Here is a 19,346-nt window from a genome sequence, read left to right as displayed (position 1 = left end):
GCGAGGTAAGTTCCACCCTGAAACAGTAGCGGGTGACAAGGAAAAGGGTGGAATAAATCTTCATTTCTGCACCCACAAACGGCCGCCCGGGCGGCCGCTGCCGCCGGTTCAGGCCGGGAAGTACAGGGCATTGCTCAGGTCGCCCATGGGCGCCTGCCCCCGGGCGATCATCGCCGCGTCCCGTTGCTTGAGGCCGTCGAGCGGTTCCAGCTGGAACACCCGGGTGATCAGCCGCAGGATCGACGCGGTGTCGTACACCGTATGGTCCACCGTGCCCTTGCGGGCGAACGGTGACACCACCAGCGCCGGGATGCGTGTCCCCGGCCCCCAGCGGTCGCCCTTGGGCGGGGCGACGTGGTCCCACCAGCCGCCGTTCTCATCGACCGTGACGATCACCACCATGTTCTGCCACTGCGGGCTTTCGCGCAGCACCTTCAGGGCGCGCACGATATGCCGGTCGCCGGCGGCCACATCGGCATAACCGGCGTGCATGTTGAGGTTGCCCTGGGGCTTGTAGAACGCCACCGGCGGCAATTTGCCGGCCTCGGCATCGGCGAGGAAGCGGTTGCTGCTCGACTCATCGCCCAGGCCCGCATCGCGCAGGTGGTGGTTACGTTCGTTGGGATGCTCGGGACCGAACTGCGCGAAGTAGTTGAACGGCTGGTGGTGGTACTGGAAGTTGGGGATCTTCGGAATCCCCGCCGAATCCTTGTAGGCGTCCAGCGTGACCTGCCAGGCGCCGGCGTACCAGGCCCAGTCGATGTCCTTGCGCGAGAGCTTGTCGCCGATGGTGTCGTGGCGCTGCGGTACCAGCACATTGGGCAGGTCGGCCTTGGAATAGGCCGGGCGCTGCGGGTCGCGGATCCAGGTCGGCCAGTAGGGCGGGGCCATGGTATTGACCGCGTAGCCGTCCGGGGTCAGCAGGCTCGGGCCGAATTGCGGCGGGCCGCTCATGGCGCTGGCCGGGGATTGCTCCAGCGGCTTGAGACGGCTGTCGAGCGGGTCGTCGCTCTGCAGGGTGGCGATCTGTGGCTTGGCCACCGAATTGGCCGCGTCCGGATAAAACGGCACCGCGGCGCTGATCAGGTACTGGTGGTTGAGAAACGAACCGCCGAAGGTGCCCTGGAAGAAGTTGTCGCACAGCACGAATTCCCGGGCCATATCCCACAAGCGCAGCTCATAGCGGCTCTGGGCGTAATACCCCATGGGCAGGCCGCCGGCGTCGGCCCAGGCGACGAAACCGTCGTTCTTGCCGCCGTTGATCTGCATCTGGTTCTGGTAGAACACGTGCCACAGGTCGCGGGTGACCAAGCCCAGGGGCAGGTCTTGGCCATCGGGGCCCTTGAGGGCGAAGGGCGCGTTGGGCAGGTGCTCCTGGTACTGGGTACCGACCGGGTAGGTCACGCCATCCAGGGCCTGGGGCCCGACCTGGGTGACGCCACCCCAGACCGGCGGCAAGACCGACAACAGGCTGCCGTCGCGGTCGCGTTGCTGATAGTCGGCGGGCTTGAGGGCCGAGAGCGGTTTTTCCAGCCCCGGGAAGTCGGCGAACAGGTTGTTGAAGCTGCGGTTCTCGGCATAGATCACCACCACGTTCTTCACGTTGTCGCGCAGCGCCCGGTCCAGCTCGGCCGGCGACAGCGGGCGCTCCACCGGCTTGCCCGGCGCCGGGTCGTTGTGGCCGCAGGCGCTGAGCGTCGCGCCGACACCCAGCACCGCCACGCCGCCGAGAAAACGCCGGCGGCTGGTGTCGGTGGGTGGCTCCGTGGCCTTGGAATGTTCTGGGTCTTTCGAGTGTTCGTCGCTCATGCCGGGTCCCTGATTACCTTTCGATCAATTCGTAACAAAGTATTTCGGCTGCACGGTAGCAACCGAATATGACGGAAAGACTACAGAAAAGGCTCTGGGACGGGGCTTAGAAGATAGTAGGGGGAGGCTGGAAAGGATGTAGGGCTGCTTCTGCAGGAGCGGCCGGTCGACGCTCGATTGCCCGCGATGAGGGCATGGCGGGCACCCTCGGCCTGGCGGCCGATCGCGAGCAGACTCGCTCCTACAGGGAAGCGAGCCGCTGGCAACAGATTACGGCGCCACGGGCGGCATGTAGCTCAAGGTGGTGCCCAGTGCCCACAGCAGCACCAGCACCAGCGGTGCGTGGACCAGCAACTGGACGAAGGAGAAGCCGATCAGGTCCCGCGCCTTGAGCCCCAGCACCCCCAGCAGCGGCAGCATGTAGAAGGGGTTGATCAGGTTCGGCAGTGCCTCGGCGGCGTTGTAGATCTGCACCGCCCAGCCCAGGTGGTATTGCAGGTCATTGGCCACCTGCATCACGTAGGGCGCCTCGATGATCCACTTGCCGCCGCCCGACGGAATGAAGAAGCCCAGCACCGCCGAGTAGACCCCCATCAGCAGCGCGTAGGTGTCGTGGGAGGCGATCTGCACGAAGAAGGTCGAGATATGGTGGGCCAGGGTCTGGCCGTCGACGCCCTTGACCACCGTCAGCAAGGCCGCGATGGAGCCGTACAGCGGGAACTGGATCAGCACCCCGGTGGTGGTCGGCACGGCGCGGGCCACGGCTTCGAGGAAGCTGCGCGGGCGCCAGTGCAGCAGCGCGCCGAGCATCAGGAACAGAAAGTTATAGGTGTTGAGCCCGGAAATCGCGGTGATCGCCGGCTTGGTGGCGAACTCATGGTAGAGCCAGCCGGCTGCCAGCAAGGCCAGCAGGATGGTCAGCAGCGGGCTGTATTCCAGCCACTCACCGGGGCGGGTGCGCGGTTGTGGCTTGGGCATGCTGAAGCTCGGGTCGATGCCGCAGGCCTTGGCGTCGCGCGCCGAGTTCGGACCGGGCGCGGTGGCATAGGCGATGACCAGCGAGACCAGGATCAAGGCCAGCAGCAACAGGCCCGACTGCCAGAGAAAGATGGTCTGGGTGAACGGAATCACCCCGGTGATCGACAGGATCGACGGCGGCAGGCTGCCCGGGTTGGCCTGCAATTGCGCGGCCGAGGACGACAGGCCCAGGGCCCAGACCGCGCCCAGGCCCAGGTAGGCCGCGGCCCCGGCGGCGCGGTAGTCCATGCGCAGCTCGGTACGCCGGGCCAGGGCCCGCACCAGCAAGCCGCCGAACACTAGCGACAGGCCCCAGTTGAGCAAGGAGGCGACCATGGAGATCAGTGCGACCCAGGCCACGGCGGAACGGCCGTTCTTCGGGATGCGTGCCAGCTTGTCGATCAGCTTCACCGCCGGCGGCGAGCTGGCGACCACATAACCGCCGATGACCACGAAGGCCATCTGCATGGTGAAGGGGATCAGGCTCCAGAAACCGTCGCCGAAGGCCATGGCGGTGTCGGTGGGCTTGGCGCCCATGGCCATGGTGGCCAGGGCGACGATGACCACCGCCAGCGCGGCGAACACCCAGGAGTCGGGGAACCAGCGCTCGGCCCAGTTCGAGCAGCGCAGGGCAAAACGGGCGGAACGGCTGTCTTCAATGTCTGTGGACACGTCGATACCTCAAGTCTTTTTATGATTGTCAGGAGGTCGGTCGCCTCAGGCTGGGGCGATCGAGAACTGTGCAAGAATGCGGCAATTGGTAACCACTGCAAAGGATTGAAGTACATGCCATTCCCGCTCGAAGAACGCCAGGCGCTGCTCAAGCTCAAGGGTGTCGGCGAAAACGTGGTCGCCCGTCTCGAACAACTGGGCATCGATTCCCTCGCCCAACTGGCCCAGGCCGATGCCCTGGAGATCGTCACCCAGGCCTCGGCCCTGGTCGGCTCCAGCTGCTGGAAAAACAGCCCCCAGGCCCGCGCGGCGATCCAGGCGGCGATTGCCCTGGCCAAGGACGCTTGACGCGGTGAGCCGCGAAACGCCTTTCGCCTATCAGGCGGTCTACCGCTACCTGGTGGAGTGGCTGGACGGCGCCAGCGCGGCCGAGCAGCGCCTGCCGTCATTGCGCGCCCTGGCCCAGCGCCTCAAGGTCTCGGTTTCCACCACCAAGTACGCCTACGGCTTGCTCGAGGATGAAGGGCGGATCTATGCCCGGCCCAAGCAGGGTTACTTCAGCCGCCCCGTGCCGGCGCCAGGGCTGGCGCCGGATACGGAGTTGCTGGACAGGGTCTATGCCTACGCCCGCCAGCCCGGAATGCTGGCGCTGTGCAGCGACGCCCCGGCGATGCTGCTGTCGCTGGACAATCCCCTGTTGAGCGCCGAGCGCGAGCTGGTACGCCAGTACCCACGCTCTCAGGCACCGCTGTACCAGCCGTTTGGCGAGGCGGAGCTGCGCACGGCGCTGGCCGAGCGCTACACCCGCTCGACCACGGATTACTGGCAGGCCGAGCAGGTGTTTCTCGGCACGGATTTGCGCGCGGTGCTGGCATTGTCGCTGGATGCCCTGGAGCTGAACGGCAGCGTCGCCCTGGTGGAGTCGCCTTGTTCCTGGGCGATCCTGCGGCAATTGCAGGCGGCGAAGATCCGCGTGATCGAGCTGCCGCTGGACGCCGCAGGACGCTTCGATCGCCAGCGCCTGCATGAGGTGCTGCAACGCGAACCGGTGCGCCTGGCGCTGCTGTCTTCGACCCTGAGCGCGCCCCACGGCAGCCTGATGCCCGCGGCGGACAAACGGCAGCTGTGCCGCTGGCTGGGGGAGCACGGTATCTGGCTGTTGGAAAATGACAGCTATGGCGAGTTCTGCTTTACACCGGCGCCGGCGCGGTATCGCGATTACGCCGATCCCGAGCGGCTGCTGGTGTTTTCCACCTTCGACAAAGTCATCGGTTCCGAGGCGCCCTTCAGCTATGTGCTGTGCCGTGGCCAGGGCGCTCGCTTGCAGCGGCACTTTCTCGAGCGCGCGTTCCGCCTGTCACCGATCCGCCAGAAGGCCGTGGCCAAACTGCTGGGCAGCGGCCGGGTCGATCAGCACCTGGTTCAGTTGCGCGGCCTGCTGCGTGAACGCATGGGCCAGCTGCAGGCGCTGCTGGCCGAACACGCCGCCGAGCAGTTGCGGGTGGTTACCCCGGCCGGCGGCGCGACCCTCTGGGCCGAGGCCACGCGCCCGGTGGAGATGCTTCAGGTCTATGAGCAATTGCTGGGGCAGGGCATCGTCATCGCCCCGGGGCAGATGTTCAGCCAGCAAGGCCTGTGGCGCCATCACCTGCGCCTGAGCTTCACCCTCGACTGGCGCCAGGACATCGCCGGCGCCGTGCAACGCCTGGCCCGGGCCATCGATCAGACGCCGTAGCAGTGCCGCACCTCGGGGAAGCGGCCATCGCGCACCTCGGCGGCGAACCGCTCGCAGGCCTGGCTGATCAGCGCCCCGACATCGGCGTACTGTTTGACGAAGCGCGGCACCTGGGGCCCGCCCAGGCCCAGCAGGTCCTCGGTCACCAGCACCTGGCCGTCGCAGGCGGGGGAGGCGCCGATGCCGATGGTTGGCATCGCCGAAAAGTCGCTGATACGCCGCGCGAGGTTTTCCGCCACCCCTTCCAGCAGCAGGCTGAACGCCCCGGCTTCGAGATGGGCACGGGCGTCGGCTTCGATGGCCTGGGCCGTGGCGTCGTTCAGGCCCTGGGCCTTGAAGCCACCCATGACGTTCACGTACTGGGGCATCAGGCCGATATGGGCCATAACCGGAATCCCGCGTTGCACCAGGAACTCCACGGTCGGCGCCAGGGCCAGCCCGCCTTCGAGCTTGAGCGCGTCACAGCCGGTGCGCGCTAGCACCTCGGCGCAATTGCGGTAGGCCTGTTGCGGCGATTCCTGGTAACTGCCGAACGGCATGTCGGCGATCACGCAGGCCAGTCGGGTACTGGCGACCACGGCGCGGGTGTGGCCGATGATCTCTTCCAGGCTCATGTCCAGGGTCGAGGTGCGGCCATAGCCGACCATGGCCGTGGAGTCGCCGATCAGCACGAAATCGACGAACGGGTCCATCAGCCGCGCCATGTGGCTGGTGTAGGCGGTCAGGGAGACGATCTTCTGCTGGCCTTTCATGGCCACCAGTTGCGGCACGGTCAGGCGTTTGCTGCGGGTATGGATGCTCATGGCGGCTTTCCTGTTGCGGGTGGGAAAGTCGCCGATTATTGGCGTCCGCGGCGGCGATTCAATGCACAGGAAAAGCCTAAAAACCGACCCAGAAGGGTGTTGCGGTTGTCCCTCGCGGCGTTTGCGTAGACCATGGGCGCCTTGAATTGTGCCCAACACCGAGTGGCTTTATGTCCTTTTCCCCTGACGCGCGGCCGGCGCCGTTTTCCCGGTCCGACTACAAGACCCTGGGCCTGGCGGCACTGGGCGGCGCCCTGGAAATCTACGATTTCATCATCTTCGTATTTTTCGCCCTGACCCTGAGCCAGCTGTTCTTCCCGCCGGAAATGCCCGAGTGGCTGCGGTTGTTGCAGAGCTTCGGGATCTTCGTCACCGGCTACCTGGCGCGGCCACTGGGCGGCATTCTCATGGCGCACTTCGCCGACCGCCTGGGGCGCAAGAAGGTGTTCAGCCTGAGCATCCTGATGATGGCCCTGCCGTGCCTGCTGATCGGCATCATGCCGACCTACGCGCAGATCGGTTATTTCGCGCCGCTGTTGCTGCTGGCGCTGCGGGTGCTGCAAGGCGCGGCGGTGGGTGGTGAAGTGCCGAGCGCCTGGGTGTTCGTCGCCGAGCACGCACCGGCCGGCCATCGCGGTTACGCCCTGGGCTTTCTGCAGGCCGGGCTGACCTTCGGCTACCTGATCGGCGCGCTGACCGCGACCCTGCTGGCGCAACTCTTCACCCCGGCGGAAATCCTCGATCACGCCTGGCGTTACCCGTTCCTGCTCGGTGGGGTGTTCGGTGTGATCGGCGTCTGGCTGCGCCGCTGGCTCAGCGAAACCCCAGTGTTCATGGCCATGCAGGAACAGCGCGACAGCGCCGTCGAACTGCCGTTGCGCACCGTGCTGCGCGAGCATCGCCTGGCCCTGTTGCCGGCGGCGATTCTCACCTGCGTGTTGACCTCGGCGGTGGTGGTGTTCGTGGTCATCACCCCGACCATGATGCAGAAAACCTTCGGCATGAGCGCCAGCCACACCTTCGCCCTGAGCAGCCTGGGCATCGTGTTCCTGAATATCGGTTGCGTGCTGGCCGGGCTGATCGTCGACCGCATCGGCGCCTGGCGCACGGTGATGCTCTACAGCCTGCTGCTGCCGCTGGGCATCGGCCTGCTTTATGGCTGCCTGATCAGCGGCGGCGCCTGGGTCGGCCTGGCCTACGCCATCGCCGGCCTTGGCTGTGGCGTGGTGGGCGCAGTGCCGTCGGTGATGGTCGGTTTGTTCCCGGCGCGGATTCGCGTCTCCGGCATTTCCTTTACCTACAACATCGCCTACGCGCTGTGGGCGAGCACCACGCCTTTGCTGCTGATCGGCCTGATGCCCTGGAGCCCGTGGATCTGCGTGATCTATTGCGCGGTGATGGGCGCGGTCGGGGTGGTCAGCGCGGGGTACTTCGGTACGCGCATGCCGAGGCTGGCAGGCAGTGGGGCGCCTGGGGTCTGTGCCGGGTCCTGAGGCGCTTTCGCGCAGCAGAAAAATTCGCCCCCGCAAACGCCTGCAGGCGCCGGGGAACGCGGGCTAGAGCCTTCGCTGCCAGCCCGCGTTTTAGCCCGACCCATACCGCTGAAAGTTGTGCTTAGCCAAGGCCCATTTACCCGCTAATCTCTCGAAAAAAAACGCGCGGTCCACGCGCCAGTTTTCGGGAGCTGCCTTGATCCGGTCCGTCCTGCGTTCCCTGCGTGATTTCTCCACGCTGCCCCCGCTGCTGCAGGCGGCGTGGTTGTCCTTTGCCATTGGCTTGTTCATGACCCTGCTTCATCTGTGGATCTTCAACCTTGTCGACTATGGGCTGGACGGTGCCAACGTCGAATCCCTCAGCGGCAAGGTGCTGTATGCCGACCGTGGCGGGATGCTGATAGAGGACGCGGACAGTGGCGAATACACCCGGCTCAAGGTGGTTCGTGGCATCAGCTATCTGAACGTCGGCCATGACCAGATCCTGGGGCGCACGCTGAGCTTCACCCACCTGCGCGACGCGGTGCTGAGCTGCACCCTCGATGGCCAGGAGCTGTGCATCGCGCAATGCGCCAACGCCATGGAATGCCTGGACAGCCGCCGCGAGCGCGAGACGCCGCAGGGCATGTTGATCGTAGCGTTCGGCACCAGCCTGGTGTGCCTGGGCCTGCATGTGCTGCGCCGGCGCAAGCCCGCGTCGGGTAGCGGGATCTTTTGAATTGCCGCCGGGCACCGTTGCCCCTAGGCTGTGCGGCATCCGTTTCAGACCAGGAGCCCCGCATGCAGGTCGTGCCGATACTCGAGACTTGTGCACAGGTGCAGGCGCGTGTGCGCGAGCTGCGCAACCAGCCGGACGTGCGCAAGTACATGTACACCTCCCACGAGATTTCCGAGGCCGAGCACCGTGCCTGGCTCGACTCGCTGGTGGGCAATCCGCGGCAGTCGGTGTTCGTGGTGCTGCAAGAGGGAATCGCCTGCGGCGTGGTGTCGCTGAACGCGATCAATGCCCTGCACAAGAGCGCCGACTGGGCCTTCTACCTGGACAGCGGCTTGCAGGGCAAAGGCCTGGGCAGCCAGCTGGAATTCTGGCTGCTCGACCATGCCTTTGGCGCGGCCGGCCTTGCGAAGCTCAACTGCGAGGTGCTGGCGCTGAACCAGGCGGTGATTCGCCTGCACCAGAAATTCGGTTTCACCCTCGAGGGTGTGCGCCGGCAGAACGTCGAGAAGGACGGCCAGCGCATCGACGTGGTGCTGCTCGGCATCACCCGCGAGGAATGGGTCGCCCGGCGCCCGGATATGCTCGCGGTGATGGCGCGCCTGGGGCGCTGAAAGCCGTCATCCATAACCGCCAGATGGCAGCAGCATGACCATTGCGTCATTTTGCCGGGGCCGGCTGCCTGGGCCGGCTATCATCAGCCACGACGATTTCCACAGGTGGGGGCTTTCATGGGCGCAGGGCACAGTCACGGACAGGTTCGGGCCGGACACGAACGCACGTTATGGATGGCCCTGGGGCTGACGGGCAGTTTCATGATCGCCGAGGTGATCGGCGCCTTTGTCACCGGCAGCCTGGCGCTGCTGTCCGATGCCGCCCATATGATGACCGACGCGCTGGCACTGGCGATCTCCCTGGTGGCGATCCAGGTCGGCAAGCGCGCGGCCGATCGCAAGCGCACCTTCGGTTATGCGCGCTTCGAGATTCTCGCCGCGGCGTTCAACGCCCTCCTGTTGTTCGTGGTCGCCTTCTACATCCTGTTCGAGGCCTGGCAGCGCCTGTCCGCGCCAGCGGAAATCCAGTCCACGGGCATGCTGGTGATTGCGGTGCTGGGGCTGGTCGTCAACCTGATTTCCATGCGCCTGCTGGCCTCGGCGAGCGCCGAAAGCCTCAACGTCAAGGGCGCCTACCTGGAGGTGTGGAGCGACATGCTCGGCTCCATCGGCGTGATCGTCGCGGCCTTGGTGATCATGTACACCGGCTGGGGCTGGGTCGATTCGCTGGTGGCGGCGGCCATCGGTTTCTGGGTGCTGCCGCGCACCTGGACATTGCTCAGGGAGAGCATGAACGTGTTGCTGCAAGGCGTGCCGGACGGCATCGATATCGATCAGGTCGAACAGGCCGGCTTTCACGAACAGGGGCACGAAGAGCACGTACATTAATCACCTGCAGCCCCTGTAGCCGCTGCCGAGCCCGCGAGGCTGCGATCGACCGCGCAGCGGGCGCCGCTCTTGGGCGCGCTGGAGGTCCTTTGGACCTATCGCAGCCTTCGGCAGCGGCTACACCGATCGCGGCACTGAACTATCGGGTTGCACCCTGTAGCCGCTGCCGAGCCTGCGAGGCTGCGATCGACCGCGAAGCGGGCGCCGCTCTGTGGGGCGCCGGAGGTCCTTTGGACCTATCGCAGCCTTCGGCAGCGGCTACATCGATCGCGTGTACCGAACCATCGGGTTGCCCCTGTAGCCGCTGCCGAGCCCGCGAGGCTGCGATCGACCGCGAAGCGGGCGTCGCTCTTGGGCGCGCTGGAGGTCCTTTGGACCTATCGCAGCCTTCGGCAGCGGCTACATCGATCGCGTGTACCGAACCATCGGGTTGCCCCTGTAGCCGCTGCCGAGCCCGCGAGGCTGCGATCGACCGCGAAGCGGGCGTCGCTCTTGGGCGCGCCGGAGGTCCTGCGGACCTATCGCAGCCTGCGGCAGCGGCTACACCGATCGCGGCACTGAACTATCGGGTTGCACCCTGTAGCCGCTGCCGAGCCTGCGAGGCTGCGATCGACCGCGCAGCGGGCGCCGCTCTTGGGCGCGCTGGAGGTCCTTTGGACCTATCGCAGCCTTCGGCAGCGGCTACATCGATCGCGTGTACCGAACCATCGGGTTGCCCCTGTAGCCGCTGCCGAGCCCGCGAGGCTGCGATCGACCGCGCAGCGGGCGCCGCTCTTGGGCGCGCCGGAGGTCCTTCGGACCTATCGCAGCCTTCGGCAGCGGCTACACCGATCGCGGCACTGAACTATCGGGTTGCACCCTGTAGCCGCTGCCGAGCCTGCGAGGCTGCGATCGACCGCGAAGCGGGCGCCGCTCTGTGGGGCGCCGGAGGTCCTGCGGACCTATCGCAGCCTTCGGCAGCGGCTACAGGGTTTCAGTCGCGCTCTTCGAGCACGTAGCCGACGCCGCGCAGGGTGTGGATCAGTTTGCTCTCGAACGGGTCGTCGATCTTGGCCCGCAGGCGGCGGATCGAGACTTCCACCACATTGGTGTCGCAATCGAAGTTCATGTCCCACACGAACGAGATGATCTGGGTCCGCGACAGCACCACGCCGCTCTGGCGCATCAGCAGGTGCAGCAGGGCGAACTCCTTGGTGGTCAGGTCGATGCGCTGTTTGCCGCGAAACGCCCGGTGGCGGCCCTGGTCCAGCTCCAGGTCGGCCACCCGCAGCACGTCGGGGGTCGGCGACTGCTCGCTGCGCCGCAGCAGGCTGCGCACCCGCGCCAGCAGCTCGGGGAATTCGAACGGCTTGACCAGGTAATCGTCGGCGCCCAGGTCCAGGCCCTTGATCCGGTCCACCAGCCGCCCCTGGGCGGTGAGCATCATGATCCGCGTATTGCTGTTCTGGCGAATGCGCTGCAGCACCCCCCAACCGTCCAGCTCCGGCAGATTGACGTCGAGAATCACCAGGTCGTAGGCGTGCTGGCGGGTCAGGTGCAGGCCGTCGGCGCCGTTATTGGCGCAATCGACGACGTAGCCGCTTTCGCTCAATCCCTGATGCAAGTAGTCGGCGGTTTTCGGTTCATCCTCGATCACCAGAATGCGCATGCTGAATTAGCCTCGGTGTTTAATGCAGTGGGGCAGTCCAATAACTTCGTTGGAAGTAACGGGCTGGATGATTCAACTTTCAAAGTTGCGGATTTCAAGGTTATTAATTTAAAGGCTCTGAATTTAAAAGCTTCGAAGTGTCGTGCGGGGAGAAGTTGTTTCTCTATATTTCAAGTTGTGGATTTATTGAGCTTGCTCTCGGGTCGATGGCCGGGATGTTAATGCATAAGCCCGTGGCAGAGCGTTTGCTAACGGATTTGTAATCTTTGCGCCACCCTGTCGATAAGTACCGAAGGCTACATTTGGCCGGCACTAAATACTCACCTGTTAGTTGTTTTATGGGTGGAGTGTGGATGCGTCGTGCCGGTTCAACTTCCTCGCACCGCAGAGCCTCCGCCGTCACTCTGTATCGGTAAGGGGCCAGAACGCGTTATGCCAACCTTCATTAAAAAACTTGCCTGGATAGTCGGGGCATTGTCCGGCGTCCTGTTGTTGGCCAGTGCCGCGCTGCAGGACGCCGCGGCGGCCGAGAGTCGGGTGCTGAGCCTCGACAACGCCCTGGCCAGTGCCTTTGCCAACAACCCCGAACTGGCGGCGGCGCGCTGGGAAATCGACATCGCCCAGGGTGGCCGCCAGCAGGCCGGGTTGATCCCCAATCCGGTGTTGTCCTGGGACGCCGAAGACACCCGCCGCAGCTCGCGCACCACCACCGTCAAGCTCAGCCAGACCCTGGAACTGGGCGGCAAGCGCGGCGCGCGCATCGATGTCGCCAGCCGTGCCCAGGACGCCGCGGCGCTGGAGCTGGAACGCCAGCGCAACCAGCTGCGCGCCGATGTGATCGCCGCCTTCTACGGCGCCTTGCGTGCCCAGGAGCGCAGCGATCTGGCCGGCCGCTCCCTGGCCCTGGCCGAGCGCGGGCTGACGGTGGCCAAGGGCCGGGTCAGCGCTGGCAAGGCCTCGCCCGTGGAGGCCACCCGCGCCCAGGTCCAGCTCTCGGAAGTGCGCCTGGAGCTGAGCCGCGCCGAGATGGATCGGGCCAACGCCTATCGCCAGCTGGCGACCGTGACCGGGGCCGCCACCACCGACTTCAGCGCCGTCGCGGAGCCGGCCAGCGGGCTGCCGTCGCTGCCGCCTTCGGCGCAATTGCTGGCGCGCTTGCAACAGACCACTGAACTGCGCCTGGCCGAAATGCAGGTGGTGCAGCGCGAAGCCTCCCTGGGGCTGGAAAAGGCCCAGCGCATTCCCGACCTCGATATCAGCGTGGGCAGCCAGTACGACGCCAGCGTGCGCGAGCGGGTCAACCTGGTCGGGGTGTCGATGCCGATTCCGCTGTTCAACCGCAACCAGGGCAACGTCCTGTCGGCGGCGCGCCGTGCCGATCAGGCCCGGGATCTGCGCAACGCCGCGGAGCTGCGCCTGCGCACTGAAACCCGTCAGGCCCTGGATCAGTGGAGCACCGCCAGCAACGAAGTGCAGTCGTTCAACCAGGTGATCCTGCCGGCCGCGCAAAACGCCGTGGACACCGCGACCCGTGGCTTCGAGATGGGCAAGTTCAACTTCATCGAGGTGCTCGACGCCCAGCGCACGCTGATCAGCGCCCGCACCCAGTACATCGCCGCCGTGGCCCAGTCCACCGACGCCTGGGTGCGCATCGAGCGCATCTACGGCGATCTCGTCGGCCCCGATCGCACACTGTGAGAACCGCGTTGTTCGTCCTGTTGTGCCTGGGCGCGCTGCTGGTCACCGATTGCAGCGTCCCGCTGCCGAGCCGGGTCGAGGAGGGCGCGTCCCATTGGTGCCTGCATGAGCTGCATCGGGCGCTCGGCGATTTCTTTTTTCCACAGACCTCATGACGCGTCGCTGTTGCCGGTTGGCGCGTCGAGTCGATTTTTTCAGGAGCATGCATGGACAAGAAACGAAGCACAGCCTTGGCGTTGGCCGTGGCGATCGCGCTCGGCGTGGCCGGGTTGATGTGGCAGGAGCTGTTCCAGGCGGCGCCGGTGGCCGCGCAGGCGAAACCCGCGGCCAAGGCGGACACGCACCAGGACGGCGAGGCGCATCGGGAAGGCGAAGAGGGGCAAGCGGAAGCTGAGGGGCATGCCGAGGAAGAGGGCAAGGTCGAGCTCAGTGCCGAGCAGATCAAGGCCGCGGACATCCAGCTGGCCGAGGCCGCACCGCGCAATCTCAGCAGCTTGCTGACGCTGCCGGGGGAGATCCGCTTCGACGAGGACCGCACCTCGCACATCGTGCCGCGCGCGGCCGGAGTGGTGGAGTCGGTGGCGGTCAATCTCGGCCAGACGGTGAAGAAGGGCGAGCTGCTGGCGGTGATCGCCAGCCAGCAGATCTCCGACCAGCGCAGCGAACTGGCCGCCGCCGAGCGCCGGGTCGAGCTGGCGCGCACCACCTTCCAGCGCGAGCGCCAGTTGTGGGTCGACCAGATCTCCGCCGAGCAGGATTACCTGTTGGCGCGCCAGACCCAGCAGGAAGCCGAAATCGCCCTGAACAACGCCCGGCAAAAGATGAATGCCCTGAGTGGCAGCGCGGTGCTGGCGGGCGGCAACCGCTATGAGATGCGTGCGCCGTTCGACGGCGTGGTGGTGGAAAAACACCTGAGCGTCGGCGAGGTGGTGGGTGAGACCAGCGCCGCCTTCACCCTGTCCGACCTGTCCCGGGTCTGGGTCACCTTCGGCGTGTTTCCCAAGGACCTGAACAAGGTCCGGGTCGGCAAGCCGGTCCGGGTGCAATCCACCGAGCTGGGCACCCAGGTGCAGGGCACGGTGGCCTATGTCGGCAGCTTGCTGGGCGAGCAGACTCGGACCGCCACGGTGCGGGTCACCGTACCCAACCCGGACGATGTCTGGCGGCCGGGGCTGTTCGTCTCGGTGCAGGTGGCGACCGACACCTACCAGGCCGGGGTAACCGTGCCGCAGAGCGCGATCCAGAGCGTGGAAGACAAGCCTGCGGTGTTCGTGCGCGTCGCCGACGGTTTCCAGGCCACCCCCGTGGTGCTGGGCGGCAGCGAAGGCGGCTTCGTTGAGATCCGCGAAGGCTTGCGCGCCGGGGCGCAGGTGGCGACCACCGGCAGCTTCATCCTCAAGTCCGAACTGGGCAAGGGCTCGGCCGAGCACGGCCATTGATCCGCACTGAGTGTTTCCCTGGAGAGTGACTTCCCATGTTTGAACGCATCATTCAATTCGCCATCGAGCAGCGCATCATCGTGCTGCTGGCGGTGCTGCTGATGGCCGCCGTGGGCGTCGGCAGCTACCAGAAACTACCGATCGACGCGGTGCCGGACATCACCAACGTCCAGGTCCAGGTCAACGCCAGCATGCCCGGCTACTCGCCGCTGGAGACCGAGCAGCGCATCACCTACCCGGTGGAAGTGGCCATGGCCGGCCTGCCGGGCCTGGAGCAGACCCGCTCGACCTCGCGCTCGGGCCTGTCCCAGGTGACGGTGATCTTCAAGGAAGGCACCGACCTGTACTTCGCCCGGCAACTGGTCAACGAGCGCCTGCAGGTGGCCCGCGAACAGCTGCCCGAAGGCGTGGAGGCGAGCATGGGGCCGATCTCCACCGGCCTCGGCGAGATCTTCTTCTGGACGGTGGAAGCCGAGCCGGGTGCGCTCAAGGAGGACGGCACGGCCTATACGCCGACCGACCTGCGGGTGATCCAGGACTGGGTCATCGCCCCGCAACTGCGCAACGTGCCGGGGGTGGCCGAGATCAACACCATCGGCGGTTTCGCCAAGCTCTATCAGATCGCCCCGGACCCCAGGCGCCTGGCGGCCTACAACCTGACCCTGAGCGACCTGATGACCGCCCTGGAGCGCAACAACGCCAACGTCGGCGCCGGTTACATCGAGCGCAACGGCCAGCAGTTGCTGATCCGCGCGCCGGGGCAGGTGAAGTCCATCGAGGACATCGCCAACATCGTGATCAACACCGTGGACGGCACGCCGATCCGCGTCAGCAACGTGGCCACCGTGGACATCGGCCGCGAGCTGCGCACCGGCGCGGCCACCGAGAACGGCCGCGAAGTGGTGCTCGGCACGGTGTTCATGCTGGTGGGGGAAAACAGTCGCACGGTGTCCCGGGTGGTGGCGGAAAAACTCGCCGAGATCAATCGCTCGCTGCCCAAGGGGGTGACGGCGGTCACCGTGTATGACCGCACCAACCTGGTGGACAAGGCCGTGGCCACGGTGAAGAAAAACCTCATCGAAGGCGCGCTGCTGGTCATCGCCATTCTGTTCCTGTTCCTGGGCAATATCCGCGCCGCGCTGATCACCGCCATGGTGATCCCGCTGGCCATGCTGTTCACCTTCACCGGCATGTTCACCAACAAGGTCAGCGCCAACCTGATGAGCCTCGGCGCGCTGGACTTCGGCATCATCGTCGACGGCGCGGTGGTCATCGTCGAGAACGCCATCCGCCGCCTGGCCCATGCCCAGCAGCATCACGGGCGCATGCTCACTCGCTCCGAGCGTCTGCACGAAGTCTTCGCCGCGGCCAAGGAAGCGCGCCGGGCGCTGATCTACGGGCAGCTGATCATCATGGTGGTGTACCTGCCGATCTTTGCCCTGTCCGGGGTGGCCGGGAAGATGTTCCACCCGATGGCCTTCACCGTGGTGATAGCCCTTCTGGGGGCGATGATCCTCTCGGTGACGTTCGTCCCGGCGGCGATCGCGCTGTTCGTCACCGGCAAGGTCAAGGAGGAAGAAAACTTCGTCATGCGCGGCGCCCGCCGGGGTTACGAACCGGTGCTGCGCTGGGTGATGAGCCACCGTTCCCTGGCCTTTGCCCTGGCCGTTCTCAGCGTGCTGGTCTCGGGCCTGGTGGCCAGTCGCATGGGCAGTGAATTCATCCCCAGCCTCAGCGAAGGCGACTTCGCCCAGCAGGCGATGCGTGTGCCCGACGCCAGCCTCACTCAGTCGGTGGAAATGCAGAAGACCCTGGAGAAAACCCTGCTGGCGCAGATCCCGGAAATCGAGCGCGTGTTCGCCCGTACCGGCACCGCCGAGATCGCTTCGGACGTGATGCCGCCGAACATTTCCGATGCCTACCTGATGCTCAAGCCCAAGGCGCAATGGCCGGACCCGGGCAAGTCGCGCGAGGCGATCATTGCCGACATCGAACGGGTCAGCAACAGCCTGCCGGGCAACGTCTACGAGCTGTCGCAACCGATCCAGCTGCGTTTCAACGAACTGATTTCCGGGGTGCGCAGCGATGTCGCGGTGAAGGTCTTCGGCGATGACATGGAGGTGCTGAACAAGACCGCCGAAGAGATTTCGCAGACCTTGCAGAAGATCGACGGCGCCGCCGAAGTGAAGGTGCAGCAGACCACCGGCCTGCCGGTGCTGACGGTGAATGTCGACCGCGACAAGGCCGCGCGTTTCGGCCTCAACGTCGGCGATGTGCAGGACGCCGTGGCGATTGCCGTGGGCGGGCGCAAGGCGGGCATTCTGTATGAGGGCGACCGGCGCTTCGACATGCTGGTGCGCATGTCCGACAGCCTGCGCACCGACATCGACGGGCTGTCGCGCCTGCTGATTCCGGTGGCGGCGGCCGCGGGCAGCGTCAACGGGCAACTGGGTTTCATCGCCCTCTCGGAAGTCGCCAGCGTCGACCTGGTGCTCGGCCCGGCGCAGGTCAGCCGCGAGAACGGCAAGCGCCTGGTGATCGTCAGCGCCAACGTGCGCGGGCGCGACATGGGTTCCTTCGTCGAAGAGGCGACCCGGGCGATTGGCGATCAGGTACAGATCCCGACCGGCTACTGGATCACCTGGGGCGGCCAGTTCGAACAGTTGCAGGAAGCCTCCAAGCGCCTGGAGATCGTGGTGCCGGTGGCGCTGCTGCTGGTGTTCGGCCTGCTGTTCATGATGTTCAACAACCTCAAGGATGGGCTGCTGGTGTTCACCGGGATTCCCTTCGCCCTGACCGGCGGGATCATGGCCCTGTGGCTGCGCGACATCCCGCTGTCGATCTCGGCGGGGGTGGGCTTCATCGCGCTGTCGGGGGTGGCGGTGCTCAACGGCCTGGTGATGATCGCCTTTATCCGCAACCTGCGCGAAGAAGGGCGGATGCTCGCCGCGGCGGTCAACGAAGGCGCACTGACCCGCCTGCGCCCGGTGCTGATGACCGCGCTGGTGGCGTCGCTGGGGTTCATCCCCATGGCCCTGGCCACCGGCACCGGTGCTGAAGTGCAACGGCCGCTGGCCACCGTGGTCATCGGCGGCATCATCTCCTCCACCGCCCTGACCCTGCTGGTGCTGCCGGCGCTGTACCACTGGGCGCACCGCAAGGAAGAAGAGCAGGAACTGCAGGACCTGCTAAACGACTGACCCGCGACTGGCGTCAACCAACCCCGCCTGCGTCATGCGCAGGCGGGGTTTTGTTTATCCCGAGAGCACCCGCCTGTAGCCGCTGCCGCAGGCTGCGATGGTCCGGGCCACGCTGGTCGCAGGACCTCTTGCGATTTCAAGAGCTGCGCCCGCTTTGCGGTCGATCGCAGCCTCGCGGGCTCGGCAGCGGCTACAGGCCGATGTGTAGCCGCTGCCGCAGGCTGCGATAGGTCCGCAGGACCTCTTGCGATTTCAGAAGCGGCGCCTGCTTCGCAGTCGATCGCAGCCTCGCGAGCTCGGCAGCGGCTACAGGGATCTGGAAACATCTGCTGAAAGAGTGCTCCCGCATGCGAAAGCATGAGCAGCTAGGTTGAGGTAAATGACCTGTATGGAGAGCAAAGGAATGCTTGTCCACTCCAATGGCTACCGCCTACTCAAAGGACGGGTATCGGAAGCCGGCCGTATCTATTCGATTACCGTCGTGACCCAGCAACGGCGCCCCTTGTTTCGCGACTTTCGTGTTGGCCGCCTGGTGGTTGATCAGCTCAAGCAAGTCGACGAAGCCGATCATGTACGTTCACTGGCTTGGGTTGTCATGCCTGACCATCTTCACTGGCTATTTGAACTGCGAGACAGATCTTTGGGAAAGGTGATGTGCCGTTTCAAATCCAGAAGCAGCCTGCAGATCAATCAACACTTCGGCTGTCAGGGCCGTCTCTGGCAAAAGGGCTATCACGACCGCGCCCTGCGCAAGGAAGAGGACCTGAAGGCCATCGCCCGCTACATCATTCTCAATCCGGTGCGAGCAGGGCTCGTTCAACGTCCCGGCGACTATCCCCTCTGGGACGCCATCTGGCTTTGATGTAGCCGCTGCCGAAGGCTGCGAAAGGTCCGCAGGACCTCCTGCGATTTCAGAAGCGGCGCCTGCTTCGCAGTCGATCGCAGCCTCGCGGGCTCGGCAGCGGCTACGGGGGCAGATGTAGCCGCTGCCGCAGGCTGCGAAAGGTCCGCAGGACCTCCTGCGATTTCAAGAGCTGCGCCCGCTTCGCGGTCGATCGCAGCCTCGCGGGCTCGACAGCGGCTACGGGGACAGATGTAGCCGCTGCCGAAGGCTGCGATAGGTCCGCAGGACCTCCTGCGATTTCAGAAGCGGCGCCTGCTTCGCAGTCGATCGCAGCCTCGCGGGCTCGGCAGCGGCTACGGGGGCAGATGTAGCCGCTGCCGAAGGCTGCGATAGGTCTGCAGGACCTCCTGCGATTTCAAGAGCTGCGCCCGCTTTGCGGTCGATCGCAGCCTCGCAGGCTCGGCAGCGGCTACGGGGAGGGAAGTGGCGGGCAAAAAAAAGCGCCCCATGCGGGACGCTAAAAATTCATCTCTTTCCAAAGGAGCATTCGAAAAAACGCTTCAGAGATGAATGTGCTCGGGGTGGGCCGGCGTCAGCGGGAGGCTGTGCATGCCTGGGGCCCTGCGGTTCTGTGAGGGGCGGCGCCGGTTGCGCCGTTGTGGTTGTTTTCGCCGTTGTGCTGTTGCTGGCCGAGCCAGAATTGTTCCAGGGCATGCCTGGCGCGTTCGCTGCTGTTATCGCTGGGAAGCGCGCTGGGCTGGCCAGGCGGAGTCAGGTGGGCAGGCTTCAAGACATGATCTCCCGCAAGTGGCTGGCCGCCAGCGAAGCGCT

14 protein-coding genes and 1 pseudogene are annotated in these 19,346 nt (G+C 65.6%); 11 read left to right on the top strand and 4 right to left on the bottom strand.

Annotation, left to right across the window (positions count from 1 at the left end; genetic code table 11):
* Nucleotides 1-108: 108 nt before the first annotated feature.
* Nucleotides 109-1,809, bottom strand: coding sequence for an acid phosphatase (locus tag AC3RCP_RS27105; protein WP_492570693.1), 1,701 nt, complete (start codon nucleotides 1,807-1,809; stop codon nucleotides 109-111).
* Nucleotides 1,810-2,079: 270 nt separating this feature from the next.
* A complete protein-coding gene (locus AC3RCP_RS27100) occupies nucleotides 2,080-3,498 on the bottom strand; it encodes a short-chain fatty acid transporter (protein WP_492570694.1) in 1,419 nt (472 codons plus the stop codon).
* 114 nt (nucleotides 3,499-3,612) lie between these two features.
* Here AC3RCP_RS27100 and AC3RCP_RS27095 point away from each other — a divergent pair, with 114 nt between their 5' ends.
* Nucleotides 3,613-3,846, top strand: a complete 234-nt coding sequence (locus tag AC3RCP_RS27095) for a Pathogenicity locus (RefSeq protein WP_101339127.1) — start codon at nucleotides 3,613-3,615, stop codon at nucleotides 3,844-3,846.
* A 4-nt stretch (nucleotides 3,847-3,850) separates the two neighbouring features.
* On the top strand, nucleotides 3,851-5,233 hold the full coding sequence (locus AC3RCP_RS27090; protein ID WP_101339126.1) for an aminotransferase-like domain-containing protein: 1,383 nt from the start codon (nucleotides 3,851-3,853) through the stop codon (nucleotides 5,231-5,233).
* Here the strand turns inward: AC3RCP_RS27090 and panB are convergent.
* Complete coding sequence (panB, locus tag AC3RCP_RS27085) at nucleotides 5,221-6,036, bottom strand: 3-methyl-2-oxobutanoate hydroxymethyltransferase (protein WP_101339125.1); 816 nt, start codon at nucleotides 6,034-6,036, stop codon at nucleotides 5,221-5,223. The genes AC3RCP_RS27090 and panB overlap by 13 nt on opposite strands.
* A gap of 170 nt (nucleotides 6,037-6,206) precedes the next feature.
* On the opposite strand from panB, the gene AC3RCP_RS27080 reads away from it, so the two are divergent.
* From AC3RCP_RS27080 to AC3RCP_RS27065, 4 genes and pseudogenes are all read left to right on the top strand, one after another.
* Nucleotides 6,207-7,529: an MFS transporter gene (locus AC3RCP_RS27080; protein WP_007930155.1), complete on the top strand. Its 1,323-nt coding sequence runs from the start codon at nucleotides 6,207-6,209 to the stop codon at nucleotides 7,527-7,529.
* 196 nt (nucleotides 7,530-7,725) lie between these two features.
* Nucleotides 7,726-8,247, top strand: a complete 522-nt coding sequence (locus tag AC3RCP_RS27075; RefSeq protein WP_492570695.1) for a hypothetical protein — start codon at nucleotides 7,726-7,728, stop codon at nucleotides 8,245-8,247.
* 62 nt (nucleotides 8,248-8,309) lie between these two features.
* A complete protein-coding gene (gene pseH / locus AC3RCP_RS27070) occupies nucleotides 8,310-8,858 on the top strand; it encodes a UDP-4-amino-4,6-dideoxy-N-acetyl-beta-L-altrosamine N-acetyltransferase (protein ID WP_101339123.1) in 549 nt (182 codons plus the stop codon).
* 117 nt (nucleotides 8,859-8,975) lie between these two features.
* Nucleotides 8,976-9,647: pseudogene (locus tag AC3RCP_RS27065) on the top strand (cation diffusion facilitator family transporter); the annotation flags it as partial.
* A 1,012-nt stretch (nucleotides 9,648-10,659) separates the two neighbouring features.
* Here AC3RCP_RS27065 and AC3RCP_RS27060 read toward each other — a convergent pair.
* Nucleotides 10,660-11,334: a heavy metal response regulator transcription factor gene (locus AC3RCP_RS27060; protein WP_007930804.1), complete on the bottom strand. Its 675-nt coding sequence runs from the start codon at nucleotides 11,332-11,334 to the stop codon at nucleotides 10,660-10,662.
* Nucleotides 11,335-11,766: 432 nt separating this feature from the next.
* Here AC3RCP_RS27060 and AC3RCP_RS27055 point away from each other — a divergent pair, with 432 nt between their 5' ends.
* From AC3RCP_RS27055 to AC3RCP_RS27035, 5 genes are all read left to right on the top strand, one after another.
* Nucleotides 11,767-13,032, top strand: coding sequence for a TolC family protein (locus tag AC3RCP_RS27055; RefSeq protein WP_101339121.1), 1,266 nt, complete (start codon nucleotides 11,767-11,769; stop codon nucleotides 13,030-13,032).
* On the top strand, nucleotides 13,029-13,187 hold the full coding sequence (locus AC3RCP_RS27050) for a hypothetical protein (RefSeq protein ID WP_157832274.1): 159 nt from the start codon (nucleotides 13,029-13,031) through the stop codon (nucleotides 13,185-13,187). The genes AC3RCP_RS27055 and AC3RCP_RS27050 overlap by 4 nt, the downstream gene beginning before the upstream one ends.
* A gap of 51 nt (nucleotides 13,188-13,238) precedes the next feature.
* Entirely contained in the window at nucleotides 13,239-14,471 is a 1,233-nt protein-coding gene (locus tag AC3RCP_RS27045) for an efflux RND transporter periplasmic adaptor subunit (RefSeq protein WP_492570696.1), read from the top strand.
* Between the two features lie 35 nt (nucleotides 14,472-14,506).
* Entirely contained in the window at nucleotides 14,507-17,671 is a 3,165-nt protein-coding gene (locus AC3RCP_RS27040; RefSeq protein WP_492570697.1) for an efflux RND transporter permease subunit, read from the top strand.
* Between the two features lie 403 nt (nucleotides 17,672-18,074).
* Complete coding sequence (locus AC3RCP_RS27035) at nucleotides 18,075-18,533, top strand: REP-associated tyrosine transposase (RefSeq protein WP_101339118.1); 459 nt, start codon at nucleotides 18,075-18,077, stop codon at nucleotides 18,531-18,533.
* Nucleotides 18,534-19,346 lie beyond the last annotated feature (813 nt).

This window comes from Pseudomonas sp. GW822-FHT05A08, assembly GCF_058800485.1.
This window is presented reverse-complemented; position numbering and strand designations above follow the sequence as displayed.

Bases quoted from the DNA above. Each gene is read 5' to 3' on its own strand.
- AC3RCP_RS27105 (WP_492570693.1), bottom strand. From the start codon at position 1,809: ATGAGCGACGAACACTCGAAAGACCCAGAACATTCCAAGGCCACGGAG.
- AC3RCP_RS27095 (WP_101339127.1), top strand. From the start codon at position 3,613: ATGCCATTCCCGCTCGAAGAACGCCAGGCGCTGCTCAAGCTCAAGGGT.
- panB (WP_101339125.1), bottom strand. From the start codon at position 6,036: ATGAGCATCCATACCCGCAGCAAACGCCTGACCGTGCCGCAACTGGTG.
- AC3RCP_RS27080 (WP_007930155.1), top strand. From the start codon at position 6,207: ATGTCCTTTTCCCCTGACGCGCGGCCGGCGCCGTTTTCCCGGTCCGAC.
- pseH (WP_101339123.1), top strand. From the start codon at position 8,310: ATGCAGGTCGTGCCGATACTCGAGACTTGTGCACAGGTGCAGGCGCGT.
- AC3RCP_RS27060 (WP_007930804.1), bottom strand. From the start codon at position 11,334: ATGCGCATTCTGGTGATCGAGGATGAACCGAAAACCGCCGACTACTTG.
- AC3RCP_RS27055 (WP_101339121.1), top strand. From the start codon at position 11,767: ATGCCAACCTTCATTAAAAAACTTGCCTGGATAGTCGGGGCATTGTCC.
- AC3RCP_RS27045 (WP_492570696.1), top strand. From the start codon at position 13,239: ATGGACAAGAAACGAAGCACAGCCTTGGCGTTGGCCGTGGCGATCGCG.
- AC3RCP_RS27040 (WP_492570697.1), top strand. From the start codon at position 14,507: ATGTTTGAACGCATCATTCAATTCGCCATCGAGCAGCGCATCATCGTG.
- AC3RCP_RS27035 (WP_101339118.1), top strand. From the start codon at position 18,075: ATGCTTGTCCACTCCAATGGCTACCGCCTACTCAAAGGACGGGTATCG.